Origin of the sequence: Streptomyces lasiicapitis, assembly GCF_014646335.1 — a bacterium.
In the GTDB taxonomy this organism is placed as follows: domain Bacteria; phylum Actinomycetota; class Actinomycetes; order Streptomycetales; family Streptomycetaceae; genus Streptomyces; species Streptomyces lasiicapitis.
On record NZ_BMNG01000006.1, the window covers coordinates 146,823 to 168,208 of the forward strand.

The 21,386-nt window shown below is 72.5% G+C and carries 17 protein-coding genes; 8 read left to right on the top strand and 9 right to left on the bottom strand.

What is annotated here, in order from left to right:
* Window positions 1–70: 70 nt before the first annotated feature.
* From IEY91_RS14790 to soxR, 3 genes are all read right to left on the bottom strand, one after another.
* A complete protein-coding gene (locus IEY91_RS14790) occupies window positions 71–640 on the bottom strand; it encodes a GVDTG sorting domain-containing protein (RefSeq protein ID WP_189174282.1) in 570 nt (189 codons plus the stop codon).
* 259 nt (window positions 641–899) lie between these two features.
* On the bottom strand, window positions 900–1,733 hold the full coding sequence (locus tag IEY91_RS14795) for an aminotransferase class IV (protein ID WP_189174283.1): 834 nt from the start codon (window positions 1,731–1,733) through the stop codon (window positions 900–902).
* Window positions 1,734–1,807: 74 nt separating this feature from the next.
* A complete protein-coding gene (soxR, locus tag IEY91_RS14800) occupies window positions 1,808–2,266 on the bottom strand; it encodes a redox-sensitive transcriptional activator SoxR (RefSeq protein WP_164325290.1) in 459 nt (152 codons plus the stop codon).
* A gap of 63 nt (window positions 2,267–2,329) precedes the next feature.
* Between soxR and IEY91_RS14805 the strand changes: the two genes are divergently transcribed.
* Window positions 2,330–2,977, top strand: a complete 648-nt coding sequence (locus IEY91_RS14805) for an NADPH-dependent FMN reductase (protein ID WP_229696964.1) — start codon at window positions 2,330–2,332, stop codon at window positions 2,975–2,977.
* A gap of 16 nt (window positions 2,978–2,993) precedes the next feature.
* On the opposite strand, the gene IEY91_RS14810 is transcribed toward IEY91_RS14805, so the two are convergent.
* Window positions 2,994–4,349: a sensor histidine kinase gene (locus tag IEY91_RS14810; RefSeq protein ID WP_229696965.1), complete on the bottom strand. Its 1,356-nt coding sequence runs from the start codon at window positions 4,347–4,349 to the stop codon at window positions 2,994–2,996.
* Window positions 4,346–5,143 (bottom strand): hypothetical protein, encoded by a 798-nt coding sequence (locus tag IEY91_RS14815; protein WP_189174284.1) that lies wholly within the window; start codon window positions 5,141–5,143, stop codon window positions 4,346–4,348. Before IEY91_RS14815 ends, IEY91_RS14810 begins: the two co-directional genes overlap by 4 nt.
* A 298-nt stretch (window positions 5,144–5,441) precedes the next feature.
* Here IEY91_RS14815 and cutA point away from each other — a divergent pair, with 298 nt between their 5' ends.
* Entirely contained in the window at window positions 5,442–5,768 is a 327-nt protein-coding gene (cutA, locus tag IEY91_RS14820; RefSeq protein ID WP_164325292.1) for a divalent-cation tolerance protein CutA, read from the top strand.
* The gene (locus tag IEY91_RS14825; protein ID WP_189174285.1) at window positions 5,765–6,187 is read left to right on the top strand and encodes a gamma-glutamylcyclotransferase family protein; all 423 of its coding nucleotides are present in this window, start codon (window positions 5,765–5,767) and stop codon (window positions 6,185–6,187) included. Before cutA ends, IEY91_RS14825 begins: the two co-directional genes overlap by 4 nt.
* Before the next feature lie 94 nt (window positions 6,188–6,281).
* Here IEY91_RS14825 and IEY91_RS14830 read toward each other — a convergent pair whose 3' ends face one another.
* The gene (locus tag IEY91_RS14830) at window positions 6,282–8,456 is read right to left on the bottom strand and encodes a molybdopterin oxidoreductase family protein (protein ID WP_189174286.1); all 2,175 of its coding nucleotides are present in this window, start codon (window positions 8,454–8,456) and stop codon (window positions 6,282–6,284) included.
* A gap of 167 nt (window positions 8,457–8,623) precedes the next feature.
* Between IEY91_RS14830 and IEY91_RS14835 the strand changes: the two genes are divergently transcribed.
* From IEY91_RS14835 to IEY91_RS14855, 5 genes are all read left to right on the top strand, one after another.
* Complete coding sequence (locus IEY91_RS14835) at window positions 8,624–9,775, top strand: sirohydrochlorin chelatase (RefSeq protein WP_189174287.1); 1,152 nt, start codon at window positions 8,624–8,626, stop codon at window positions 9,773–9,775.
* 46 nt (window positions 9,776–9,821) lie between these two features.
* Window positions 9,822–11,162, top strand: coding sequence for a deoxyguanosinetriphosphate triphosphohydrolase (locus IEY91_RS14840; protein ID WP_189174288.1), 1,341 nt, complete (start codon window positions 9,822–9,824; stop codon window positions 11,160–11,162).
* A 146-nt stretch (window positions 11,163–11,308) separates the two neighbouring features.
* A complete protein-coding gene (locus tag IEY91_RS14845) occupies window positions 11,309–12,571 on the top strand; it encodes an NAD(P)/FAD-dependent oxidoreductase (protein WP_164325302.1) in 1,263 nt (420 codons plus the stop codon).
* Between the two features lie 64 nt (window positions 12,572–12,635).
* The gene (gene dnaG / locus IEY91_RS14850) at window positions 12,636–14,534 is read left to right on the top strand and encodes a DNA primase (protein WP_189174289.1); all 1,899 of its coding nucleotides are present in this window, start codon (window positions 12,636–12,638) and stop codon (window positions 14,532–14,534) included.
* Between the two features lie 230 nt (window positions 14,535–14,764).
* A complete protein-coding gene (locus IEY91_RS14855; protein ID WP_164325306.1) occupies window positions 14,765–16,006 on the top strand; it encodes an RNA polymerase sigma factor in 1,242 nt (413 codons plus the stop codon).
* 8 nt (window positions 16,007–16,014) lie between these two features.
* Here IEY91_RS14855 and IEY91_RS14860 read toward each other — a convergent pair whose 3' ends face one another.
* From IEY91_RS14860 to IEY91_RS14870, 3 genes are all read right to left on the bottom strand, one after another.
* Window positions 16,015–17,925 carry an ABC transporter ATP-binding protein gene (locus IEY91_RS14860; protein ID WP_229696966.1) on the bottom strand — a complete coding sequence of 637 codons (1,911 nt, stop codon included), beginning with the start codon at window positions 17,923–17,925 and terminating at the stop codon, window positions 16,015–16,017.
* A 14-nt stretch (window positions 17,926–17,939) separates the two neighbouring features.
* The gene (locus IEY91_RS14865; RefSeq protein WP_189174291.1) at window positions 17,940–19,673 is read right to left on the bottom strand and encodes an ABC transporter ATP-binding protein; all 1,734 of its coding nucleotides are present in this window, start codon (window positions 19,671–19,673) and stop codon (window positions 17,940–17,942) included.
* A gap of 252 nt (window positions 19,674–19,925) precedes the next feature.
* A complete protein-coding gene (locus IEY91_RS14870) occupies window positions 19,926–21,368 on the bottom strand; it encodes an FGGY family carbohydrate kinase (RefSeq protein ID WP_189174292.1) in 1,443 nt (480 codons plus the stop codon).
* Window positions 21,369–21,386 lie beyond the last annotated feature (18 nt).

Genomic DNA, 21,386 nt, shown 5'->3' on the forward strand with positions numbered 1-21,386 from the left:
CGGCCGCGAGGGACAGGCGGGCGGGAGAGGGAGGGGAGCGGTGGTACCCGCGGACCGCGGAGGGGGTCCGTCAGATCCTGTCGCCTCTCGCCCGGCGATGCAGGAGCCAGGTACCGCCCGCGGCGGCGACGGCGAGAACCGCCACGCCCGCCGCGGTCTTCACGGGATCGGGGCCAAGGGCGCCGCCGACCCCCGTCTTCACATGCCCCCGCGGATGCACCGGCACGGGCACCGGCTGCTCCTCGCGGGCGGACGCCGTGGACGTCAGCGTCACCGACAGGTCGCCCGCCACCTGCCGGCCGTCGTCCGCGCCGGACCCGGCGCAGCGCGCGACGATCTCGTACGTACCGGGCTGCGCCGAAGGCGGCACCTTGAACCGCCCGGACGCCACCTCGGGCCGCTCCGCCGAGACAAGCGCGAAGGTGCCCGCGCCCACGGCACTGGCGTCCCCCGTCGCGCTGGCGTCCGTGCCGCACGCCGCGGTGCTCACCGTGACGGTGGTGCCGGGCGTGACGGTGGCCGGAGACACCTCCAGGCCGCCGACGGGCGGAGCGTTCACCGCGACGGCGGGGGCGCCGAGCAGGCCGGCCGAGGTGACGGCGAGCGCGGCGGAGGCCGTCAGCTTGCGGGCAGTGCGCATGGTTGCTTGCTCCTGTCGAGGCCTACGTGCGGGACGCACCTTCGAGGTAAGTGGCACTCGGCCCCGCACGCCTGCTGAGGGGGCATCAGAAACACTGCGCGGACGTGGGTCCTGACGCCCCGACGGGAACGTTCCAGCAGGTCATCGGGGGTGTCACGGCAAGCGGACCGAAGGCGTGGCGCGGCGCCTGTGAATGGGTGACCTGCCACGTATGCGCCCACGCCGACGCCCCGTCCGCCTCCGCGCCGCCGGGCCCCGCTCAGATCAGGTCGCGGGGGACCTCCTCGTACACCCCGGCGACCGTCGCCATCAGCTTCTCGTCGAGCGCGAGCTCAAGATCGTCCACGCGCCGCACCGGACTGACCCCCCAGGAGTTCGCGACGAAGGCGGCCCGGTACCCGGGCAGGTTCCGCAGCCGCACCGGCCCCCGGCGCCAGGGCAGCCCCGCGTCGGCGAGCCCCGCCTCCAGGAGCTGCATGGTGATGCCCGCCAGGTGCGGGGCGTCGGGCCACACCACCTCGTGCCCGTCGAAGAAGGCGACGTTCGTGATCGCGCCCTCGCTGATCTCGCCGTCAGGGCCGGTGAGCAGCGCCTCGTCGTAGCCCGCGCGCCGCGCCGCACGCCCGTGGTAGGCCTGCGCGAAGCCGCCGAGGTGCTTGATGTGCGCGACCGGACGTACGTACGCCACCGACTTCAGCGCCTGCGCGCGGTCGGCCATGGCGGCGGGCAGCTCCGTCGGCGGGCGCACGGTGACCATCAGGGACGGGGCGCCGTCGGGGGCGTGCACGTACACGCGGACCGAGGCGTCGGCGATGACGCCGGCCGCGCCGTCGCCGCCGTCCCCGGCGAGCGCGTGCCGCACCAGGTCGCGGACCCGCTCCCCGTCGAGCCCCTGGTCGAAGAGCTCACGGGTCGCGGCGTCCAGGCGGGCGAGATGCAGCCCGAGGCCGCGCACCCGGCCGTCCCTGACCTGCATCGCGGTGAAGTGCCCGAAGGTGTCGAGGGCGCGGGCCCGCAGCGCGTCGGCGGTGGCGGGCGCGCCGTCGATCTCAAGTCGCGTCACGTCGGTGGTGGTTGGCAGTCGCGTCGTCATGGCGCCACGGTACGTTCGCGGGCGGGTCGTCGGTACGTACACCCGTTGGCCATGGCTGCGTCCCCAAGGCGGTCCTAGTCCTCGATCAGGCGGCGCGGCCCCGGCCCGTGCGCGGCCAGCTCGTCCCACGGGTTCGACAGGGCGCACCGGTTGAGCGACAGGCAGCCGCAGCCGATGCAGTCCGAGAGGTTGTCGCGCAGCCGCTCCAGCGTACGGATGCGCTCGTCCAGGTCCGCGCGCCAGCACTCGGAGATGCGGGCCCAGTCCTCGCGGGTGGGCGTGCGGTCCTCCGGGAGCAGCTTCAGTACGTCGCGGATGGTGGCGAGCGGGATGCCGAGCCGCTGCGAGGTGCGGATGAAGGCGACGCGGCGCAGCGTGTCGCGGCCGTAGCGGCGCTGGTTGCCGGCGGTGCGACGGCTGGAGATGAGGCCTTCGCGCTCGTAGAAACGCAGGGCGGATGCGGCCACTCCGCTGCGCTCGGCGAGCTCGCCGACGGTGGCTTCCTTGGCGTCCGGTGCGAGATGCGTCGTCATGCCGTCAGACTAATCGCGGACACGGCTTGACCTGAACCAAGGTTTAAGTCAGAAGCTCTCCGCATGAACACCACGACGGCCCAGACCGTTTCCCCGTCCTCCTCCCCGTCCACCGCGCTCACCGCCACGGCCGATACGCCGGTGAAGGTGGCCGTGATCGTCGGCAGCAACCGCGAGGGCCGCTTCGGCCCGGTCGTCGCCGAATGGCTGCTGCGCCGGGTGCGCGGCCACGAGGGTTTCGAGGCGGACGTCGTCGACCTGGCCGAGGTGGACCTGCCCACCTCGCTGTCCTACCGCCCGTCCGCCGAAGTGATCGCCGAACTCGCCAAGGTCACACCGAAGTTGGCGGAGGCCGACGCCTTCATCGTCCTCACGCCCGAGTACAACCACTCCTACCCCGCGTCCCTGAAGAACGTCATCGACTGGCACCGCGAGGAATGGCAGGCCAAGCCCGTCGCCCTCGTCTCCTACGGCGGCATCTCGGGCGGCCTGCGCGCCGTCGAGCACCTGCGCCAGGTCTTCGCCGAACTGCACATGGTCACGGTCCGCGACACGGTCTCCTTCCACAACGCGGGCGCCCTCTTCGACGACGAGGGCAGCCACCGCGACCCCTCGGCCGCGGACGCCGCGGCGAAGGGCATGCTGGACCAGCTGCAGTGGTGGGCGTGGGCGCTGCGGGGGGCCAAGGAGGTGCGGCCGTACGGCAGTTGAGCCCGGGCGTGCGGGTTCACGCCTCCGGTAGGCGTACGACAGCCACCGCCCCGCCGTCGGCCGCGTTGCTCAGCTCCACCCGCGCGCCGATCACCGCGGCCTGCCCGAGCGCGATGGTCAGGCCGAGCCCGGTGCCCTGGCCGCGTTCCCGGGCGCCGGTCTGGAACCGCTGCGGGCCCTCGCGCAGCAGGTGCGGCGGGAAGCCGGGCCCGCGGTCGCGCACGGTGACGACGGCCCCGTCGACGCACAGGTCGACGGGGCCGCCGCCGTGCCTGCGGGCGTTGCCGACGAGGTTGGTGAGGATCCGCTCCAGACGGCGCGGGTCGGTGCGTACGAGACGTTCGTCGGCGCGCGTGAACCGTACCCCGCGGCCGGTGAACTGGTCGGCGCAGCCCGCCCGTTGGACCATGCCCTCGACGAGCGTGCCGAGCGGGTGCACGTCCAGGTCGGGCCGCTCCACGTCGGCGTCGAGCCGGGCGACCTCGAGCAGGTCCTCGGTGAGGGCGCGCAGCGCGACGACGCGGTCGCGGACCAGCTCGGTGGGGCGGCTCGGCGGGAGCAGTTCGGCGGCCGTGTGCAGTCCGGTCAGGGGGGTGCGCAGCTCGTGCGCGACGTCCGCGGTGAACCGCTGCTCGGCCTCCAGGCGCTGCTGGAGCGTGGCGGCCATGGTGTCGACGGCGGTGGCGAGGTCGGCGACCTCGTTCTTGCCGTGCCGGAAGCCCGGCGGCAGCGGATGGCCGATGCGGGCGTCCAGCTCGCCCTGGCTGATGCGGCGCGCCGTGGCGGCCGCCGTGCGCAGATCGCGGCTGAGCCTGCTGGCTATGGCGGCGCCGCCGAGCGCGGCGAGCGCCACGACGACGGCCCCGGACACGATGAGCTGCCGGTCGAACTCGGCCATCTCGTCGGCCTGTTCGCGCAGCGGCATCCGTACGGAGAGCACGTGATCGCCGACCGGCCGCGCCGCCCACACGGACGGCTCGCCGCCGTCCGTGTCCTCGGTGCCGTCGATGTCCAGGTACGTGGTGCGCCGCCCGTCGAGCGCGGCGGCCCGCAGCGGCTCCGGCAGACCGGGCGAGTCGAGGGCCGCGTCCGTGTCGTCCTGCGGGACCTGCCCCGTCAGCTCGTACACCTGACGTACGCGTACGAGCTGAGCGGTGGCCGCCGACCGGGCGCCGTCGCACACCTGGTCGAGGCGCGCGTGGTGGACGAGCAGCCCGATGGCGACGGCGACGACCGCGCACCCGGTGGCGAGCAGCGCGGCGATCTTCCAGCGCAGGCCGAGGGTGTACCAGCGCGGGCCGAGGGTGCCGAGGGCCGCGAGGGCGCGGCGGGGCAGGCGGAGGAGCAGGACGCCGAGGGGGCGGAGCGTCATGGGCGGGCTCCGGAGTCGCCGGAGCCGCTGGAGCCGCCGGAGCCGTGCGAGTCGCCCGGGGCGCCGGGCTCGCCGGAGGGCGAGGGCGGAGTGACCCCACCGCCGCCCCCGCCTTCCTCACCCTCACCCTCATCCACCCCGTGCCCGGACTTCGGATAGCTCTTGACGTCACTGACCGTGGACATCCGGGTGCCGTCCCAGTGGTAGCGCACGGCCTGCTCGCCGCCGTCCGCGCACGGGCTGCGCACCAGCAGATCGGGCCCGAGCGTCTCGACGGCGAGCCGCCGCCCCGCGGTGACCAGAACCGGATAGACCTTCCCGCGCTTCTCCGAATAGACGGCGAGCACGCTGCGCCCGCTCTCCACGTCGATCGCGACGAGCAGCTCGCGCCGCCCGTCGCCGGTGAGGTCGGTGAGCACCGGCGGCCGGATGCCGGGCCGCCCCGGCTTCTTGATCATCGGCCGGTCGGCGAGCGTACGCAGCCGGGTGTCGGCCCGCAGCAGTTCCTTCACGTCGGCCTTGGCGAGCCCGCCGGGCCCGAGCTCGAACCCGTCGAGCGGCTCGGGCGGCGGCTGCTTGGCCGTCGGGTCGGCGCCGGGCGACGACGGCGACGACCCGGACCAGGCGGACCACAGCGGCTCGGGGCGCGGCTGCACCGACACCGGCGGGGCAGGGTCGCCGGAGCTGAGGCCGTCGGCGCCCCCGCACGCGCAGAGCACGGCGGTGGCCAGGGCGGCGAGGGGCGCCCCCAGCAGGAGGGGGCGGAGGGGGCGGTGACGAGAACGCAGATTCATGGAGGAACCGAGGAGCCGATGAGCTGAGGAGCCGAGAGACCGGCAGGGCAGGGGCTTGGCGGTGGCCGGTCCGGGGGAAGCACCGGGGATTCGGCGGAGACCGGCCACCGCCTTCGACAGTAGGAAGGACGCATCACGGAAACCGGGAGGTTGTGTAACAGTCGCCGCTAAAGCGAGTAAATCGCCGATATCAGGACCTTCGGCCAGGCCGGTAGCCTCCTGATCACCTGGGGCCCGCCCCACCCCCGCCGAACACCCGACACCCCCGACACCCCCGACAACAAAAGGAGCGAGAACCGTGCAAGAACCGACCGTCCTCACGGTCCTGACCACCACGGACACCCCCGGCAAGGCCGACGCCCTGGCCCGCGGCGCGGTCGACGCGCGCGTCGCGGCCTGTGCGCAGATCAACGGCCCGGTGACGTCCGTCTACCGCTGGGACGGCGCCATCGAGACGGCCCGCGAGTGGCAGGTGCTGCTCAAGACCACCACGGAGCGGTACGAGGCCCTGGAGTCGTATCTGACCCAGGCCCACAACTACGACACCCCGGAGATCATCGCCACCCCCGTGACGAGGGGCAGCGCGGCGTACCTGGCCTGGGTCACGCAGGAGACCACCGAGTGACCCCTCCCGCCGAACACCTGCCGGTCTTCGTGTACGGCACCCTGCGCCCCGGCGAACGCAACCACGCCGCGTACCTGCGAGGCCGCATCACGTCGACCACCCCGGCGTGCCTCCAGCACACGCTCCTGTACGACGGCCCCGGCTACCCCTACGCGGTCGAGACCGCCGAACCCGCCCTCGTACACGGCGACTTGATCACGCCGATCCCCGCCGAGTACGAGTCCCTCCTGGCGGCCTTGGACCACCTGGAGGACTACTCGCCGGGCGACCCGCGCAACCTCTACGAACGGGTGGCCCGGGAGGTCACGCGTATGGACGGCGCGACGACAAGGGCATGGGTCTATGTGGCAGCACCACTCCTGGCGGCACGACTACGGGCAGCGGGGTCGCCACTCCCGGACGGCAGGTGGCCAATTTGAGCCCGTCCGGCGTTTGAGGACGAGGCGCGGAGCGCCGACAAGGGGGTCCGGGGGCGAAGCCCCCGGTTCGGGAAGGGGCGGGATTGGGGAATCCTCACGCCCGCTCAAGACGAACCGCACAAACCTTGAACTCCGGCATCCGAGACACGGGGTCCAACGCAGGATGCGTAAGCGTGTTGGCCCGCCCCGCCCCCGGCCAGTGGAACGGCATGAACACGGTGTCGGGCCGAATGGAGGAGGTGACGCGCGCGGGCACCACCACCCGCCCGCGCCGAGAAACCACCGCCACGACCTCCCCATCGGCGACCCGCAACCGCGCGGCCAACCGCGGATGCACCTCCACGAAAGGGCCGGGCGCGGCGGCATTCAACTCCGCCACCCGCCGGGTCTGCGCCCCGGACTGATACTGGGCGAGCACCCGCCCGGTGGTCAGCACCACCGGATACTCGCTGTCGGTCTCCTCGGCGGAGTCCCGATGCACGACGGGCACGAACCGGGCGAGCCCGTCCTCGGTGGCGAACCGATCGAGGAACAACCGCGGCGTACCGGGATGTTCACGCCGGCTGTCGTCCCCGGCCCCTGGGCAGGGCCAGAACACCCCAGCTCCCTCATCCTCGACGAGCCGCCCATAAGAGATCCCCGAATAGTCCGCGACCCCACCCGCACTGGCCCGCCGCAACTCCTCGAACACCTCCTCGGGTTCGACCGGGAACCCCTTCCCGTGCCCGAGCCGAGAGGCAAGCCCGTGCAGCACCTCCAGATCGCTGCGCACTCCGTCCGGCGGCTCCACGGCCCGCCGCCGCAACAGCACCCGCCCCTCCAGGTTGGTCACGGTGCCGGTCTCCTCGGCCCACTGGGTCACCGGCAGTACGACGTCGGCGAGTTGGGCGGTCTCGGACAGCACGACGTCGGCCACGGCGAGGAAGTCCAGGGATTTGATCCGCTCCTCCACGTGCGCGGCGCGCGGCGCGGACACCACCGGGTTGGACCCCATGAGCAGCAGCGACTTCACGTCCCCGCCGAGCGCGTCGAGCAGTTCGTACGCGGACCGTCCGGGACCGGGCAGCGAGTCGGGGTCCACGCCCCAGACCCCGGCCACATGGGCGCGTGCCGCCGGGTCGGTGAGCTTGCGGTAGCCGGGCAACTGGTCGGCCTTCTGCCCGTGTTCACGCCCGCCCTGCCCGTTGCCCTGCCCGGTCAGACACCCGTACCCGGACAGAGGCCGCCCCGGCCTCCCCGTGGCCAGACACAAATTGATCCATGCGCCCACCGTGTCCGTGCCCTTCGCCTGCTGCTCGGGCCCGCGCGCGGTGAGCACCATGGCGTGCTCGGCTTCGGCGAACCGCCGTGCCACCTCCCTGAGTTGGGGCACGGGCACGCCGGTGATCCGCTCCACGTACTCGGGCCAGTGCGCCATCGCGGCGGCCCGCGCCTCCTCCCATCCGGTCGTACGTTCCCTGATGTACGCCTCGTCGGTGCCGCCCTCGGCCACCACGAGGTGCAGCAGCCCGAGGGCGAGCGCGAGGTCGGTGCCGGGGCGGGGCGCGAGATGCAGGTCGGCCTGTTCGGCGGTGCGGGTGCGGCGCGGGTCGACGACGATCAACGTGCCGCCGTTCTCCTTGAGTTCGGTCAGGTGGCGCAGGGCGGGCGGCATGGTCTCGGCGAGGTTGGAGCCGACGAGGATCAGGCATCCGGTCCGCGCGACATCCGCGAGCGGGAAGGGCAGCCCCCGGTCGATCCCGAACGCCCGGGTGCCCGCGGCCGCGGCGGACGACATGCAGAAGCGCCCGTTGTAGTCGATCTGCGAGGTCCCGAGCACGACCCGCGCGAACTTCCCCAGCGAGTAGGCCTTCTCATTCGTCAGCCCGCCCCCGCCGAACACCCCGCACGCGTCCGCCCCGTAGGCGGCCCGCGTCCGCGCGAGCCCGTCGGCGACCCGGTCCAGGGCCTCCTCCCAGCCCGCCGGCTCCAGCTCACCGGTGACGGCGGACCGCACCAGCGGCCCGGTCAACCGCACCCGCGAGGACAGCACCGCGGGCGCCGTACGCCCCTTCCCGCACAACGCGCCCCCGTTGACGGGGAACGAGGGCCGCTCCACGACCACCACACCCGCGGCCCCCTCGCCCCCGCCCGCCTCCGCCGCGCGCGCAAGGCCCATGCCGCACTGCAACGCGCAGTACGGACAGTGGGTGGGCGTGACGGAACCCGACGGGGAAGCGGACGGGGCCGGGTCCGGTGCGGCGGGGGAGCGCGGGGCGACGGAGTGCATACCCGCCACTTTCCGGCGCCCGTGTTTCACTCCCCGGCCCGCCGGGTTACGCGCTCGGTACGCCGACCTCCACCCGCTCCACCCCCCGGTGTGAGGTGTGAGCCCCACGAAAACAGCCGTCACGACACCGCAACGGGACGGCAACGTGCCCCCGCCATCCTCGGTCCATGAAGCCGCCGAACCCGGACACCGCGACCGCACCGGACACCGCGACGGGGCTGGACGCCGGGGCCACGCCGGGGCCCGTGACCGAGCCGAGCACCGCGACCACGCCGGGCGTGGCGGCCGTGCCGAGGCCCGCGACCGGGCTGGGCACCGTGGGCCGGCCCGGCACCCCCACCGAACCGGCCACCACGGCCGGTCCGGGCACCACGCCCGCACCAGCCACCACGCCCGCACCGGACACCCCGACCGGCCCGGACACCACAGCCGGCCTCGGCACCGCAGCCCAGCTCATGACCCGCATCACCGGCGAGCTCGGCGCCCGCCTCGGACTGGTCACGCTCAGTGGCTCGCGCAGGCCGTGTCCCGGTGACCGCGCGCCGGGGCGCGAGTCCGTCCCCGCACTCGTCGTCGTGGCCCACGGCAGCCGTGACCCCCGCGCCCTCACCACCGTGACGGCCCTGCTCGACGTGGTCCGCGCGCTGCGTCCCGGGCTCGACGTGCGGCTCGGGCACATCGAGCTGAACGAACCCGCCCTCGACGCCACCCTGCGCGGCCTGCCCGCCGAGGGCCCCCATGCCGACGGCGGCCCCGGCGCCGTACTCGTACCGCTCCTCCTCAGCCGCGGCTACCACGTGAAGCACGACATCCCCGCCGCGGCCGCCGCGGCGAGCCTCCCGGGGCGTCCCCTGCGCGTCGCCGCCCCGCTCGGCCCGCACCGCCTCCTCGACGAGGCTCTGCACGCCCGGCTCGTCGAGGCGGGCTGGCCCGCCGGGGCCCCGGCCCCCGGGCACGGCGTGGTGCTCGCCGCCGCGGGGTCCCGGGACCCGGACTCCGCCGCCGACACCCGACGGGCCGCCCACCGGCTCGCCCGACGGCTCGGGGTGCCCGTGGTGCCCGCCTACGCCGCGCCGACCGGGCAGACCCCGACGACCGTGCCCGCCGCCCTGCGGGCGCTCGCCGCGGCGGGGGTGCGGCACACCGCCGTCGCCTCGTACTTCACCGCGCCCGGCCGTTTCGCCACGCAGGCCGCCGACGCCGCGCCGTGGCTCGCCGCAGCACCCCTCGGCGCGCACCCGGCGCTCGCCGCGCTGCTGCTGCACCGCTACGACCAGGCGTGTTCCGCCGTGCCGCAGCGGCAGCTGACGTCCGCCTGACGGGCCTGTGGCGCGCTCGGCCGAGCGCTCCGTCTACTGTCGGTGCATGGAAGGCACAGCACCGCACCCGCACACCGTGTACTACGACGAGGCCGCCACCGAGCGCTGGGCGGCCGAACCCGACAAACGCCCCGGCCGCACCGCCTTCCAGCGCGACAGGGCACGCGTACTGCACTCCTCCGCGCTGCGCCGCCTCGCGGGCAAGACCCAGGTCGTCACGCCGGGCACCAAGAGCCAGGCCTGGGACGCCAGCGCCCGCACCCGCCTCACCCACTCCCTGGAGTGCGCCCAGGTCGGCCGCGAGCTCGGCGCGGCACTCGGCTGCGACCCGGACCTGGTGGAGACCGCCTGCCTCTCCCACGACCTCGGCCACCCGCCCTTCGGCCACAACGGCGAGCAGGCCCTGAACGAAGTCGCCCAGGGCTGCGGCGGGTTCGAGGGCAACGCGCAGTCCCTGCGGCTGCTCACCCGCATCGAGCCCAAGCGGTTCACGCACAGCGGGACGACCGGCGAACTGATCAGCGTGGGCCTCAACCTGACCCGCGCCGCCCTGGACGCCGCGACCAAGTACCCGTGGCCGCGCGGCGCCCACCCCACCGACCCGTCGTCGGCGAAGTTCGGTGTGTACGAGGACGACCGGCCGGTGTTCGACTGGATCCGCAAGGAGGCGCCCGCCGCCCCCGACGGGCAGGGCCACCGCACCTGCTTCGAGGCGCAGATCATGGACTGGTCGGACGACGTCGCGTACTCCGTGCACGACGTCGAGGACGGCCTGCACGCCGGCCACATCGACCCGAACATGCTGCACGCCGAGCCCGAACGCCAGGACGTCTTCGCCGTCGCCGTCGGACGCTACGTCCCCGCCGACACCGACCCCGCGGAACTCGCCGCGGCCCTCGACCGGCTCCAGGAGCAGGAGTGGTGGCCGCACGGCTACGACGGCTCCGCCGTCGCCCAGGCCCGCCTGAAGGACGCCACCAGCCAGCTCATCGGCCACTTCTGCCTCGCCGCGGAGACCGCGACCCGGGAGCGGTACGGCACCGGACCCCTCACCCGCTACGCCGCCGAACTCGTCGTGCCCCACGAGGCCCGCCTGGAGTGCGCCGTCCTCAAGGCCGTCGCCGACCGCTACGTGATGCAGCGCCCCGCCCAGGAGCGGCTCCGCGCCGAACAGCGCATCGTCGTCGCCGAACTCGCCGACGCCCTCACCCGCCGCGCCCCCGAAGGCCTGGACCCGCAGTTCCGGGCGCTGTACGAAGCGGCGCCCGACGACCGCGCCGCCCAGCGCGTCGTCATCGACCAGATCGCGTCCCTCACGGACGACGCGGCGCGGTCCCTGCACACGCGGCTCACCGCACGACACCCGAAAAACCACAGCGACCAGTGACCATGGGGTGAACTGACCGTGCAGGCGTCCGCCGGACCATGAGCGCTGGAGGTGACGGAAAGTGGCCACTAAGGCGCACACCCCCTTCCGTCCTCACGCTCCGTGCGGGACGCTCCAGTGAGCTGAAGGTTTCGAGGAGGCATCAAGTGGTCGACGCGGATCAGACGTTCGTCATCGTCGGAGGGGGCCTCGCGGGCGCGAAAGCGGCCGAGACGCTCCGCAGCGAGGGCTTCACCGGCCGGGTGATCCTCATCGGCGACGAGCGCGACCACCCGTACGAACGCCCGCCGCTGTCCAAGGGCTACCTCCTCGGCAAGGAGGAGCGCGACAGCGTCTTCGTGCACGAACCCGGGTGGTACGCGCAGGCGGACGTCGAGCTGCACCTGGGCCAGACCGTCGTCGCCATAGACCGCGCCGCGCACACCGTCCGCCTCGGCGACGGCACGGTGATCCGCTACGACAAGCTGCTTCTGGCCACGGGGGCCGAGCCGCGCCGCCTGGACGTGCCGGGCACCGACCTGGCCGGCGTGCACCACCTGCGCCGCCTCGCGCACGCCGACCGGCTGCGCCACGTGCTCGCCGCCCTCGGCCGCGACAACGGCCACCTGGTGATCGCGGGCGCCGGCTGGATCGGTCTCGAAGTCGCCGCCGCCGCGCGGGAGTACGGCGCGGAGGTCACCGTCGTCGAGCCCGAGCCGACGCCGCTGCACTCCGTGCTCGGCCCCGAGGTCGGCCAGGTGTTCGCCGACCTGCACGCCGCGCACGGCGTCCGCTTCCACTTCGGGGCCCGCCTCACCGAGATCACCGGCCAGGACGGCATGGTCCTGGCCGCCCGCACCGACGACGGCGAGGAGCACCCGGCGCACGACGTGCTCGCCGCGATCGGCGCCGCCCCGCGCACCGCGCTCGCCGAGTCCGCGGGCCTCGTCCTCGCGGACCGCGCGCACGGCGGCGGCATCGCCGTGGATGCGTCCCTGCGCACCTCCGACCCCGACATCTACGCCGCCGGCGACGTGGCCGCCGTCGACCACCGCCTCTTCGAGACCCGCCTGCGCGTCGAGCACTGGGCCAACGCCCTCAACGGCGGCCCGGCCGCGGCCCGCGCCATGCTCGGCAAGGACGTCCGTTACGACCGCGTGCCCTACTTCTTCTCCGACCAGTACGACCTGGGCATGGAGTACTCGGGCTGGGCACCCCCCGGCTCCTACGACCAGGTCGTGATCCGAGGCGACGCCGCCAAGCGCGAGTTCATCGCCTTCTGGCTCCGCGAGGGCCAGGTCCTGGCAGGCATGAACGTCAATGTGTGGGACGTCACCGAGCCCGTACAACGCCTGATCCGCGAGGGCACACACCCCGACGTCGAAGCCCTCGCCGACCCGACGAAGCCCCTGGAGTCGTTGTTCGGCTAGGGGCGGACGGCTCAGCGGTGGGACGAGGGGTGGGGGTGTCACCGCTGGGCCGTAGAATTCGGGCGTGGCAGGACGGATCAATGACGAAGACGTGAAGGCGGTTCGGGACGCGGTCCCGATCGACGCCGTCGTCTCCGAGTACCTCCAGCTGCGCAACGCGGGCGGCGGAAACCTCAAGGGCCTCTGCCCCTTCCACGACGAGAAGTCACCGTCGTTCCAGGTCAGCCCCAGCAAGGGCCTGTTCCACTGCTTCGGCTGCCAGGAGGGCGGCGACACCCTCACGTTCGTGATGAAGGTCGACCACCTGACCTTCTCCGAGGCCGTGGAGCGCCTCGCCGCCAAGGCGGGCATCACACTGCGTTACGAGGAGGGGGGGTACAATCCGTCCCACCAGCGCGGCGAACGCATCCGCCTGATCGAGGCCCACAAGGCGGCCACCGACTTCTACATCGCCCAGCTGGAGAGCCCCGAGGCCGAGATCGGCCGGAAGTTCCTCGCGGAGCGCGGCTTCGACCAGGCCGCCGCCGCCCACTTCGGCGTGGGCTACAGCCCGGCGGGCTGGGACCACCTCACCCGCTTCCTGCGCGGCAAGGGCTTCACGGACAAGGAACTGATCCTTTCCGGCCTTTCCCAGGACGGCCGCCGCGGCCCCATCGACCGCTTCCGGGGCCGCCTGATGTGGCCGATCCGCGACATCGGCGGCGAGGTCGTCGGCTTCGGCGCCCGCAGGCTGCGCGACGACGACAACGGCCCGAAGTACCTGAACACCCCCGAGACCCCGGTCTACAAGAAGTCCCAGGTCCTGTACGGCATCGACCTCGCCAAGAAGGACATCGCCAAGGCCAGCAGGGCCGTCGTCGTCGAGGGCTACACGGACGTGATGGCCTGCCACCTCGCGGGCATCACCACGGCCATCGCGACCTGCGGCACGGCCTTCGGCACCGACCACATCAAGATCCTGCGGCGCCTTCTCATGGACAACGGCTCCGCCCGCGTGATCTTCACCTTCGACGGCGACGCGGCAGGCCAGAAGGCGGCCCTGCGCGCCTTCGAGGACGACCAGAAGTTCGCCGCCGAGACGTACATCGCCATCGCCCCCGACGGCATGGACCCCTGCGACCTGCGCCTGGCCAAGGGCGACGAGGCCGTCGCCGACCTGGTCGAGCCGCGTACGCCGCTGTTCGAGTTCGCGCTGCGCCAGATCGTCGCGCGGTACGACCTGGAGACCCCCGCGGGCCGCGCCGCCGCCCTGGACGAGGCCGCGCCGGTCGTCGCCCGCATCAAGAACTCCGGCGCGCAGCACGAGGTCGCCGTGCAGCTCGCGGGCATGCTCGGCATCCTCGACACGCAGTTCGTCGTCAAGCGCGTCGGCCAGCTCGCCCGCTGGGCCCGCGACCGCGGCGGCAAGGGCCCGACGCCCCAGCGCGCCCCGCAGGCCCCCGCCGAGTCCGCGCGCCCCGGCCACATGGGCGCCGCCCTGAACCTGCGCAACCCGGTGTACGCCACCGAGCGCGAGCTCCTGAAGCTCGCCCTCCAGCACCCGCACCTGGTCTCCCCGGCCTTCGACGCGTACGGCGTGGACGAGTTCACCGCCGCCCCCTACGCCGCCGTGCGGCAGGCCATCCAGGACGCGGGCGGCGCCGAGTTCGGCACCCAGGACCCGCAGGAGTACCTGGTCCGCGTCCGCGACGCGGCCCCCGACGACGGCGTCCGCGCCATGGTCACGGAACTGGCCGTCGAAGCGATCATGCGCCGGACCGTGGACGAGATGTACGCGGGCGAGCAACTGGTCACGGTCCGCCTGCGCGCGGTCGACCGCCGGGTACGCGACGTCCAGGGGACGTTCACGCGGCTTTCGGGCAGCCACGGTGATCCTGAGCAACTCACGGCCGTACAGAACGAGTTGTGGGTGTTGCAGCAGTACGGCCGAGCGTTGCGCGAGCGGGGAGCGGCGGCGCTGTAGCGCTCCAGCCCGTCCGGCGGCGTTATAGCCCGTCCGGCGTTTGAGGACGAGGCCCGAAGGGCCGAAAAGCGGGGGAGAGGGGCGCAGCCCCCTGTATGAGCCCGGCCGAACACGGTTCAAGGCGCCCCGCCCGGTTACCCGACGGGTAACCGGCCGGTTACGGACCGGACTCAAAAAGTCCCCGCACGCCCCTCGTGGCGGCCGTGTGTCGTACTCCACACTGGGGTGCGGTGCCTGAGTCCTCGGAGCGCGGCCGGCCCGCAGAAGACAGCGGGTCCGACATTCCCGCGGTTCCACACATCGTGTTCGGGACGGACAGCGGCGAGGCCGTCGACCCCGGTCCCGCTGTACCGCTGCCGTCCCCCGCTGCAGCGATCACCCTGGAGGTCGCCCCCGTGCAGACCCAGACCCTCACCCAGACAGACACCGCCGCGCCCGCCCCCGTGGCCGTCGAGCCCGCCGAGGCGGTGGAAGCCACCGAGCCCGCCGAGGCCGCGGAGGTCATCGTGACCGCGGAGGTCATCGAGCTGCCCAGCCCCCGCAGCCGCGCCGACACCAGCGGTCCCTCGTCCGACCTGTTCCGCCAGTACCTGCGCGAGATCGGCCGGATACCACTGCTCACCGCGGCCGAGGAGGTCGAGCTGGCGCGCGGCGTCGAGGCCGGCCTCTTCGCCGAGGAGAAGCTGTCGGGCACCCCCGACCTGGACTCCCAACTGGCCCTGGACCTCGACAAGTTGGTGGTCATGGGCCGGATGGCCAAGCGCCGCCTCATCGAGGCCAACCTGCGCCTGGTCGTCTCCGTGGCCAAGCGCTACGTGGGCCGCGGCCTGACCATGCTCGACCTCGTCCAGGAGGGAAACCTCGGACTGATAAGGGCAGTTGAGAAGTTCGACTACGCTCGGGGCTACAAGTTCTCGACGTACGCCACCTGGTGGATCCGCCAGGCGATGTCGCGCGCGCTCGCGGACCAGGCCCGCACCATCCGTGTCCCCGTGCACGTGGTCGAACTCATCAACCGTGTCGTACGCGTCCAGCGCCGCATGCTGCAGGAGCGCGGCTACGAACCGACCCCCGAAGAGGTCGCCGCCCACCTGGACCTGCCGCACGAGCGCGTGAGCGAGGTCCTGCGCCTGGCACAGGAACCGGTGTCGCTGCACGCGCCCGTGGGCGAGGAGGACGACGTCGCCCTCGGTGACCTCATCGAGGACGGCGACGCCGCGAGCCCCGTGGAGTCGGCGGCCTTCCTCCTGCTCCGCGAGCACCTGGAGGCGGTCCTCTCCACCCTCGGCGAACGCGAACGCAAGGTCGTCCAACTCCGCTACGGCCTCGCGGACGGCCGCCCCCGCACCCTGGAGGAGATCGGCAGAATCTTCGGCGTCACCCGAGAACGCATCCGCCAGATCGAGTCGAAGACCCTGAACAAGCTCAGGGACCACGCCTTCGCGGACCAGCTCAGGGGCTACCTGGACTGATCGCCCGGTCAGTCCACCTCGGCCACGGCCTCCGCGAACTGCGCCGCGTACAACCGCGCATAAGCCCCGTGGGCAGCCAACAGCGCGTCATGCGTGCCCTGTTCCACGATCGACCCGTCCTCCATCACCAAGATGGTGTCGGCATCGCGAATCGTCGACAGACGGTGAGCGATGACGAACGAAGTACGCCCGTGCGCGAGCCGCGCCATGGCCTTCTGGATGAGGACCTCGGTACGGGTGTCCACAGAACTAGTCGCCTCGTCCAGGACAAGGATCACCGGGTCGGACAGAAACGCCCGAGCGATGGTGATGAGCTGCTTCTCGCCCGCGCTGACCCCGGTCCCCTCGTCGTCGATGACGGTCTCGTACCCCTCGGGCAGCGTCCGGATGAACCGGTCGGCGTGCGCGGCCCGCGCGGCCTCCTCGATCTGCTCCGGCGTGACGTCCTTCGCGGCGCCGTAGGCGATGTTCTCCGCGATGGTGCCGCCGAACAGCCAGGTGTCCTGGAGCACCATGCCGATGCCGCCGCGCAGCTCGTCGCGCGACATCTTCGCCACGTCGACCCCGTCGAGGGCGATGCGCCCGCCGGTGACCTCGTAGAACCGCATGAGCAGATTGACGAGCGTCGTCTTGCCCGCGCCCGTCGGCCCGACGATGGCGACGGTGTGCCCCGGTTCCACCACCAGCGAGAGGTCCTCGATCAGCGGCTTGTCCTTCTCGTACCGGAACGACACGTGCTCCATCTCCACGCGCCCGCGCGGATCCACCGGGCGCTCGCCCGGCACCGGGTCGGCCTCCTGCTCCTCGGCGTCGAGGAGTTCGAAGATCCGCTCGGCGGAGGCGACACCGGACTGCACGAGGTTCGCCATCGAGGCGACCTGCGTCAGCGGCATCGAGAACTGCCGGGAGTACTGGATGAAGGCCTGCACGTCACCGATGGACAGCGAGCCGGAGGCCACGCGCAGACCGCCGACGACGGCCACGAGCACATAGTTCAGGTTCGACATGAAGAACATCAGCGGCTGCATGACCCCGCTGTTGAACTGCGCCTTGAACGACGCCTCGTACAGCGCGTCGTTGTGCTCCGCGAAGGCCTTAGCGGACTCCTCCTGGCGGCCGAAGACCTTCACCAGGGTGTGCCCGGTGTACATCTCCTCGACGTGCGCGTTCATCGCGCCGGTCGACTTCCACTGCTGCACGAACTGCGGCTGCGACCGCTTGCCGACCTTCGTCGCCACGACGAACGACAGCGGCACCGTCACCAGCGCCACGAGGGCGAGCAGCGGCGAGATCCAGAACATCATCACCAGCACGCCGACGATCGTCAGCAGGGAGTTGATGAGCTGGCCCATCGTCTGCCCGAGCGTCTGGTTGATGTTGTCGAGGTCGTTCGTGGCCCGGCTCAGCACCTCGCCGCGCTGCCGCTTGTCGAAGTACGACAGCGGAAGCCGCGACAGCTTCGCCTGGACGTCGCCGCGCAGCCGGAACACGGTCCGGTTGATGGCCCGGTTGGAGAGCCGCGTGGCCACCAGCATCATCAGGCCCGCGATCACGAACGCGCCCGTCGCGAGCAGCAGCACGGAGCCGACCGCGCCGAAGTCGATGCCCTTGCCCGGCGTGAAGTCGAGCCCGGAGAGCATGTCGGCCATGCCGCCGTCGCCGCTCGCCCGCAGCCGGTCCAGGGCCTCGCCCTTGGACTCGCCGTCCGGCATGTTCCGCCCGACGATGCCCGCGAAGATCAGGTCGGTCGCCCGGCCGAGGATCTTCGGCCCGAGCACGGAGAGCGCGACGCTCACGACGACGGCCGCGAGCATCCCGTACATCGTGGTCCGCTCCGGCCGGAACTGCGCGAGCAGCCGCTTTCCGGAGCCCTTGAAGTCCATGGACCGGGAGTCCGGACCCATCATGGGTCCACCCATGCCGCCAGGGGGCATTACGCGGCCTCCGCTTCCGTCAGCTGGGAGAGGACGATCTCCCGGTAGGTCTCGTTGTCGTCCATGAGTTCGCGGTGGCTGCCGCTGCCGACGACCCGGCCCTCGTCGAGGACCACGATGCGGTCGGCGTCACGGATGGTGGACACCCGCTGGGCGACGATCACGACGGTCGCCTCGCGGGTCTCGTGCGCGAGCGCGGCCCGCAGCGCCGCGTCGGTGGCGTAGTCGAGCGCGGAGAAGGAGTCGTCGAAGAGGTAGATCTCCGGCCGCTGCACCAGCGTCCGCGCGATGGACAGGCGCTGGCGCTGCCCGCCGGACACATTGGAGCCGCCCTGCGCGATGGTCGCGTCGAGCCCTTCCGCGAGCCCCTCCACGAAGTCCTTGGCCTGCGCCACCTCAAGGGCGTGCCACAGCTCCTCGTCCGTCGCGTCCGGATTGCCGTACCGCAGATTGCTCGCCACGGTCCCGGCGAACAGATACGGCTTCTGCGGTACGAGACCGACGGTGCGGGCGAGCAGCGCGGGCTCCACCGTGTTCACGTCGACGCCGCCGACCAGGACGTCGCCCTCGGTGGCGTCCATCAGGCGCGGTACGAGGCTCAGCAGCGTCGACTTGCCGCTGCCCGTCGACCCGATCACGGCGGTCGTCTCGCCGGGGCGCGCGACGAGGTCGATGGCCTTGAGCACCGGCTCCTCGGCGCCCGGGTAGCGGAAGCCGGTGCCGCGCAGCTCCAGATGGCCGTGGCCGCGCAGCTCCCGCACCGGCTCTGCGGGCGGCACGACGCTCGTGTCGGTGTCCAGGACCTCCTGGATGCGCTCGGCGCACACCTCGGCCCGCGGGATCATCATGAACATGAAGGTGGCCATCATCACGGACATGACGATCTGCATCAGATAGGCGAGGAACGCCGTGAGCGCGCCGATCTGCATGCCGCCGTCGTCGATGCGGTGCGCGCCGAACCAGACGACGGCGATCGACGACAGGTTCACCACCGTCATGACGATCGGGAACATCAGCGCGAGCAGCCGGCCGGTGCCGAGCGAGACCTCGGTCAGCTCGGCGTTGGCGCCCCGGAAGCGCTCCTTCTCGTAGGCGTCGCGTACGAAGGCGCGGATGACGCGGTTGCCGGTGATCTGCTCGCGAAGGACCCGGTTCACCGTGTCCAGGCGCTCCTGCATGGTGCGGAACAGCGGGCGCAGGCGCCGCACGATCAGGCTGACGCTGATGCCGAGCACCGGCACCACGGCGAGCAGCACACCGGACAGCGGCACGTCCTGGCCGAGCGCCATCACGATGCCGCCGACGCACATGATCGGCGCCGACACCATCAGCGTGAACGCCATGAGCACCAGCATCTGCACCTGCTGGACGTCATTGGTGGTCCGCGTGATCAGGGTGGGCGCGCCGAACCGGCCGAGCTCCCGCGCGGAGAAGGACTGCACCCGGTCGAAGACCGCGCCCCGCACGTCGCGGCCAAGCGCGGCGGCGGTGCGGGCGCCGTAGAGGACGGCACCGATGTTGCAGACCATCTGCACCACGGTCACGGCGAGCATGAGGGCGCCGTACGTCAGGATGTAGCCGGTGTCCCCCTTCACCACGCCGTGGTCGATGATGTCGGCGTTCAGGGTGGGGAGATAGAGCGCCGCGCAGGTCTGCAGGAACTGCAGGAGCACCAGCAGGGCGATGGGCTTCTTGTACGGATCCAGATGGGTCCGCAGGAGTCGTATGAGCACGCTCGTCTCTCGGCAGAGTCTCGGACGGGGGGAGGGGGCGGCGAGGTCGCCCACCATCCTGCGCCACCGCACCCGTCCCCGTGCAAGCGATTAACCCATGACCCGGTCAAAAATCAGCCCTGGTCAAGAAGTGGGCACACTGAACGCTTTTAATCACTCACGCAGAGCTGCGGAATGCCCACTTCCGCGCGGGGAAGTGGGCATTCCGTATCGCTTGCCTCGGGTGACTCGGGCTCGGGCGCCTCGGGCGTCTCAGGCGCCCGATGCTCCGCTGAACGCCCCCGGATGCGTCTGCTCCCGCACCGTCACGTACTGCTGCCGCACCGCCTGCCCGACCGCCAGCTCCTCGCCCGGCTCGAAGACCTGCGAGACCGCGCCCTGCCAGTGCGGCAACTGCCCGGTCAGCGCCCAGGCGGCCTGCCGCGCGGCGCCGATCGCGGCGTAGTCCGCGGGCTGTACGACGACGACCTGCGTACCGAACAGCATCGGCGCGATCGCGCGCACCGCGGGCAGCTCGGCGGCGGGCCCGAGGAGGAACACCCGCCGCACCTCGACGCCCCGCCCGCGCAGCACGTCGAGCGCGTCGCCGAGCCCGCACAGCATGCCCTCGAAGGCGGCGCGCGCCAGGTGCTCGGGCTTCATCGACTCGCGCCGAAGCCCCGTGAGCGTGCCGGCGGCGTGCGGCAGGCTCGGCGTCTTCTCACCCTCGAGATAGGGGAGGAGCACGAGCCCGTGGGCGCCGGGTGTCGACTTCAGGGCGAGGTCGGACAGCGCTTCCAGATCCGGCAGGCCGAGCATCTCGGCGGTGCCGCGCAGCGCCCGCACGGCGTTGAGGGTGTGCACGACCGGCAGGTGCATGCCGGTGGCGTCGGCCAGCGAGGTGATGGTCCCGCTCGCGTCGACGAGGGCCTCGTGGTGCACCGCCATCACGGACCCGGAGGCGCCGAGCGAGACGACGGCGTCGCCGGGGCGCACCCCGAGCCCGAAGGCCGCGGCCATGGTCTCGCCGGTGCCCGCCGAGATCAGCAGCCCCTCCGGCGTCGTGCCCGCGGCGTCCGCGGGCCCGATGACCTCCGGCAGCATCGCCTGGTGCCCGAGCGCGAGCTCGACGAGATCGGGGCGGTACGAGCCGGTCGCCGCCGACCAGTACCCCGTGCCCGAGGCCCCGCCCCGGTCGGTGGTGCGCCGCGCGGGCCGCCCGAGCAGCTGCCACACCAGCCAGTCGTGGGCCTGCATGAGGAGCTGGGTGCGCAGCGCGGCCTCCGGCTCGTGCTTGGCGAGCCAGCGCAGCTTGGTCACGGGCAGCGGGGCCTGCGGCACACAGCCCACGGCCTGCGCCCAGGCGTGCCGGCCGCCGAACCCGTCGACGAGATCGGCCGCGGCGACCTGGGTGCGCGGGTTGTTGCCGACGAGGGCGGGCCGGACCGTGTTGCCCTGGGAGTCCATCGGTACGAGCGCGTGCGCCTGCGCGCAGACGCCGATCGCCTGCACGCCTTCGAGCAGCCCGCCGCCCGCGGCCTCGCCGAGGGAGAGCAGCCAGGCCTGCGGATCGACGTCCGTCGGCCGTCCTCCGCCCTCGGCGGTCTCCAGTGGATGCGGGGCATAGCCCTGCCTGAGTACGGCACCCGTGTCGGCGTCACAGACGACGATGCGTGTGAAATCGGGCGAACTGTCCAACCCCGCGACTATCCCCATGCTGAGGATTCTGCCGCA

What these genes read in the sequence shown, in the direction of transcription:
- IEY91_RS14790 (WP_189174282.1), bottom strand. Translation starts at nt 640, where the DNA reads ATGCGCACTGCCCGCAAGCTGACGGCCTCCGCCGCGCTCGCCGTCACC.
- IEY91_RS14795 (WP_189174283.1), bottom strand. Translation starts at nt 1,733, where the DNA reads ATGACGACGCGACTGCCAACCACCACCGACGTGACGCGACTTGAGATC.
- soxR (WP_164325290.1), bottom strand. Translation starts at nt 2,266, where the DNA reads ATGACGACGCATCTCGCACCGGACGCCAAGGAAGCCACCGTCGGCGAG.
- IEY91_RS14805 (WP_229696964.1), top strand. Translation starts at nt 2,330, where the DNA reads ATGAACACCACGACGGCCCAGACCGTTTCCCCGTCCTCCTCCCCGTCC.
- IEY91_RS14810 (WP_229696965.1), bottom strand. Translation starts at nt 4,349, where the DNA reads ATGACGCTCCGCCCCCTCGGCGTCCTGCTCCTCCGCCTGCCCCGCCGC.
- IEY91_RS14815 (WP_189174284.1), bottom strand. Translation starts at nt 5,143, where the DNA reads ATGAATCTGCGTTCTCGTCACCGCCCCCTCCGCCCCCTCCTGCTGGGG.
- IEY91_RS14830 (WP_189174286.1), bottom strand. Translation starts at nt 8,456, where the DNA reads ATGCACTCCGTCGCCCCGCGCTCCCCCGCCGCACCGGACCCGGCCCCG.
- IEY91_RS14835 (WP_189174287.1), top strand. Translation starts at nt 8,624, where the DNA reads ATGAAGCCGCCGAACCCGGACACCGCGACCGCACCGGACACCGCGACG.
- IEY91_RS14840 (WP_189174288.1), top strand. Translation starts at nt 9,822, where the DNA reads ATGGAAGGCACAGCACCGCACCCGCACACCGTGTACTACGACGAGGCC.
- IEY91_RS14860 (WP_229696966.1), bottom strand. Translation starts at nt 17,925, where the DNA reads ATGGGTGGACCCATGATGGGTCCGGACTCCCGGTCCATGGACTTCAAG.
- IEY91_RS14870 (WP_189174292.1), bottom strand. Translation starts at nt 21,368, where the DNA reads ATGGGGATAGTCGCGGGGTTGGACAGTTCGCCCGATTTCACACGCATC.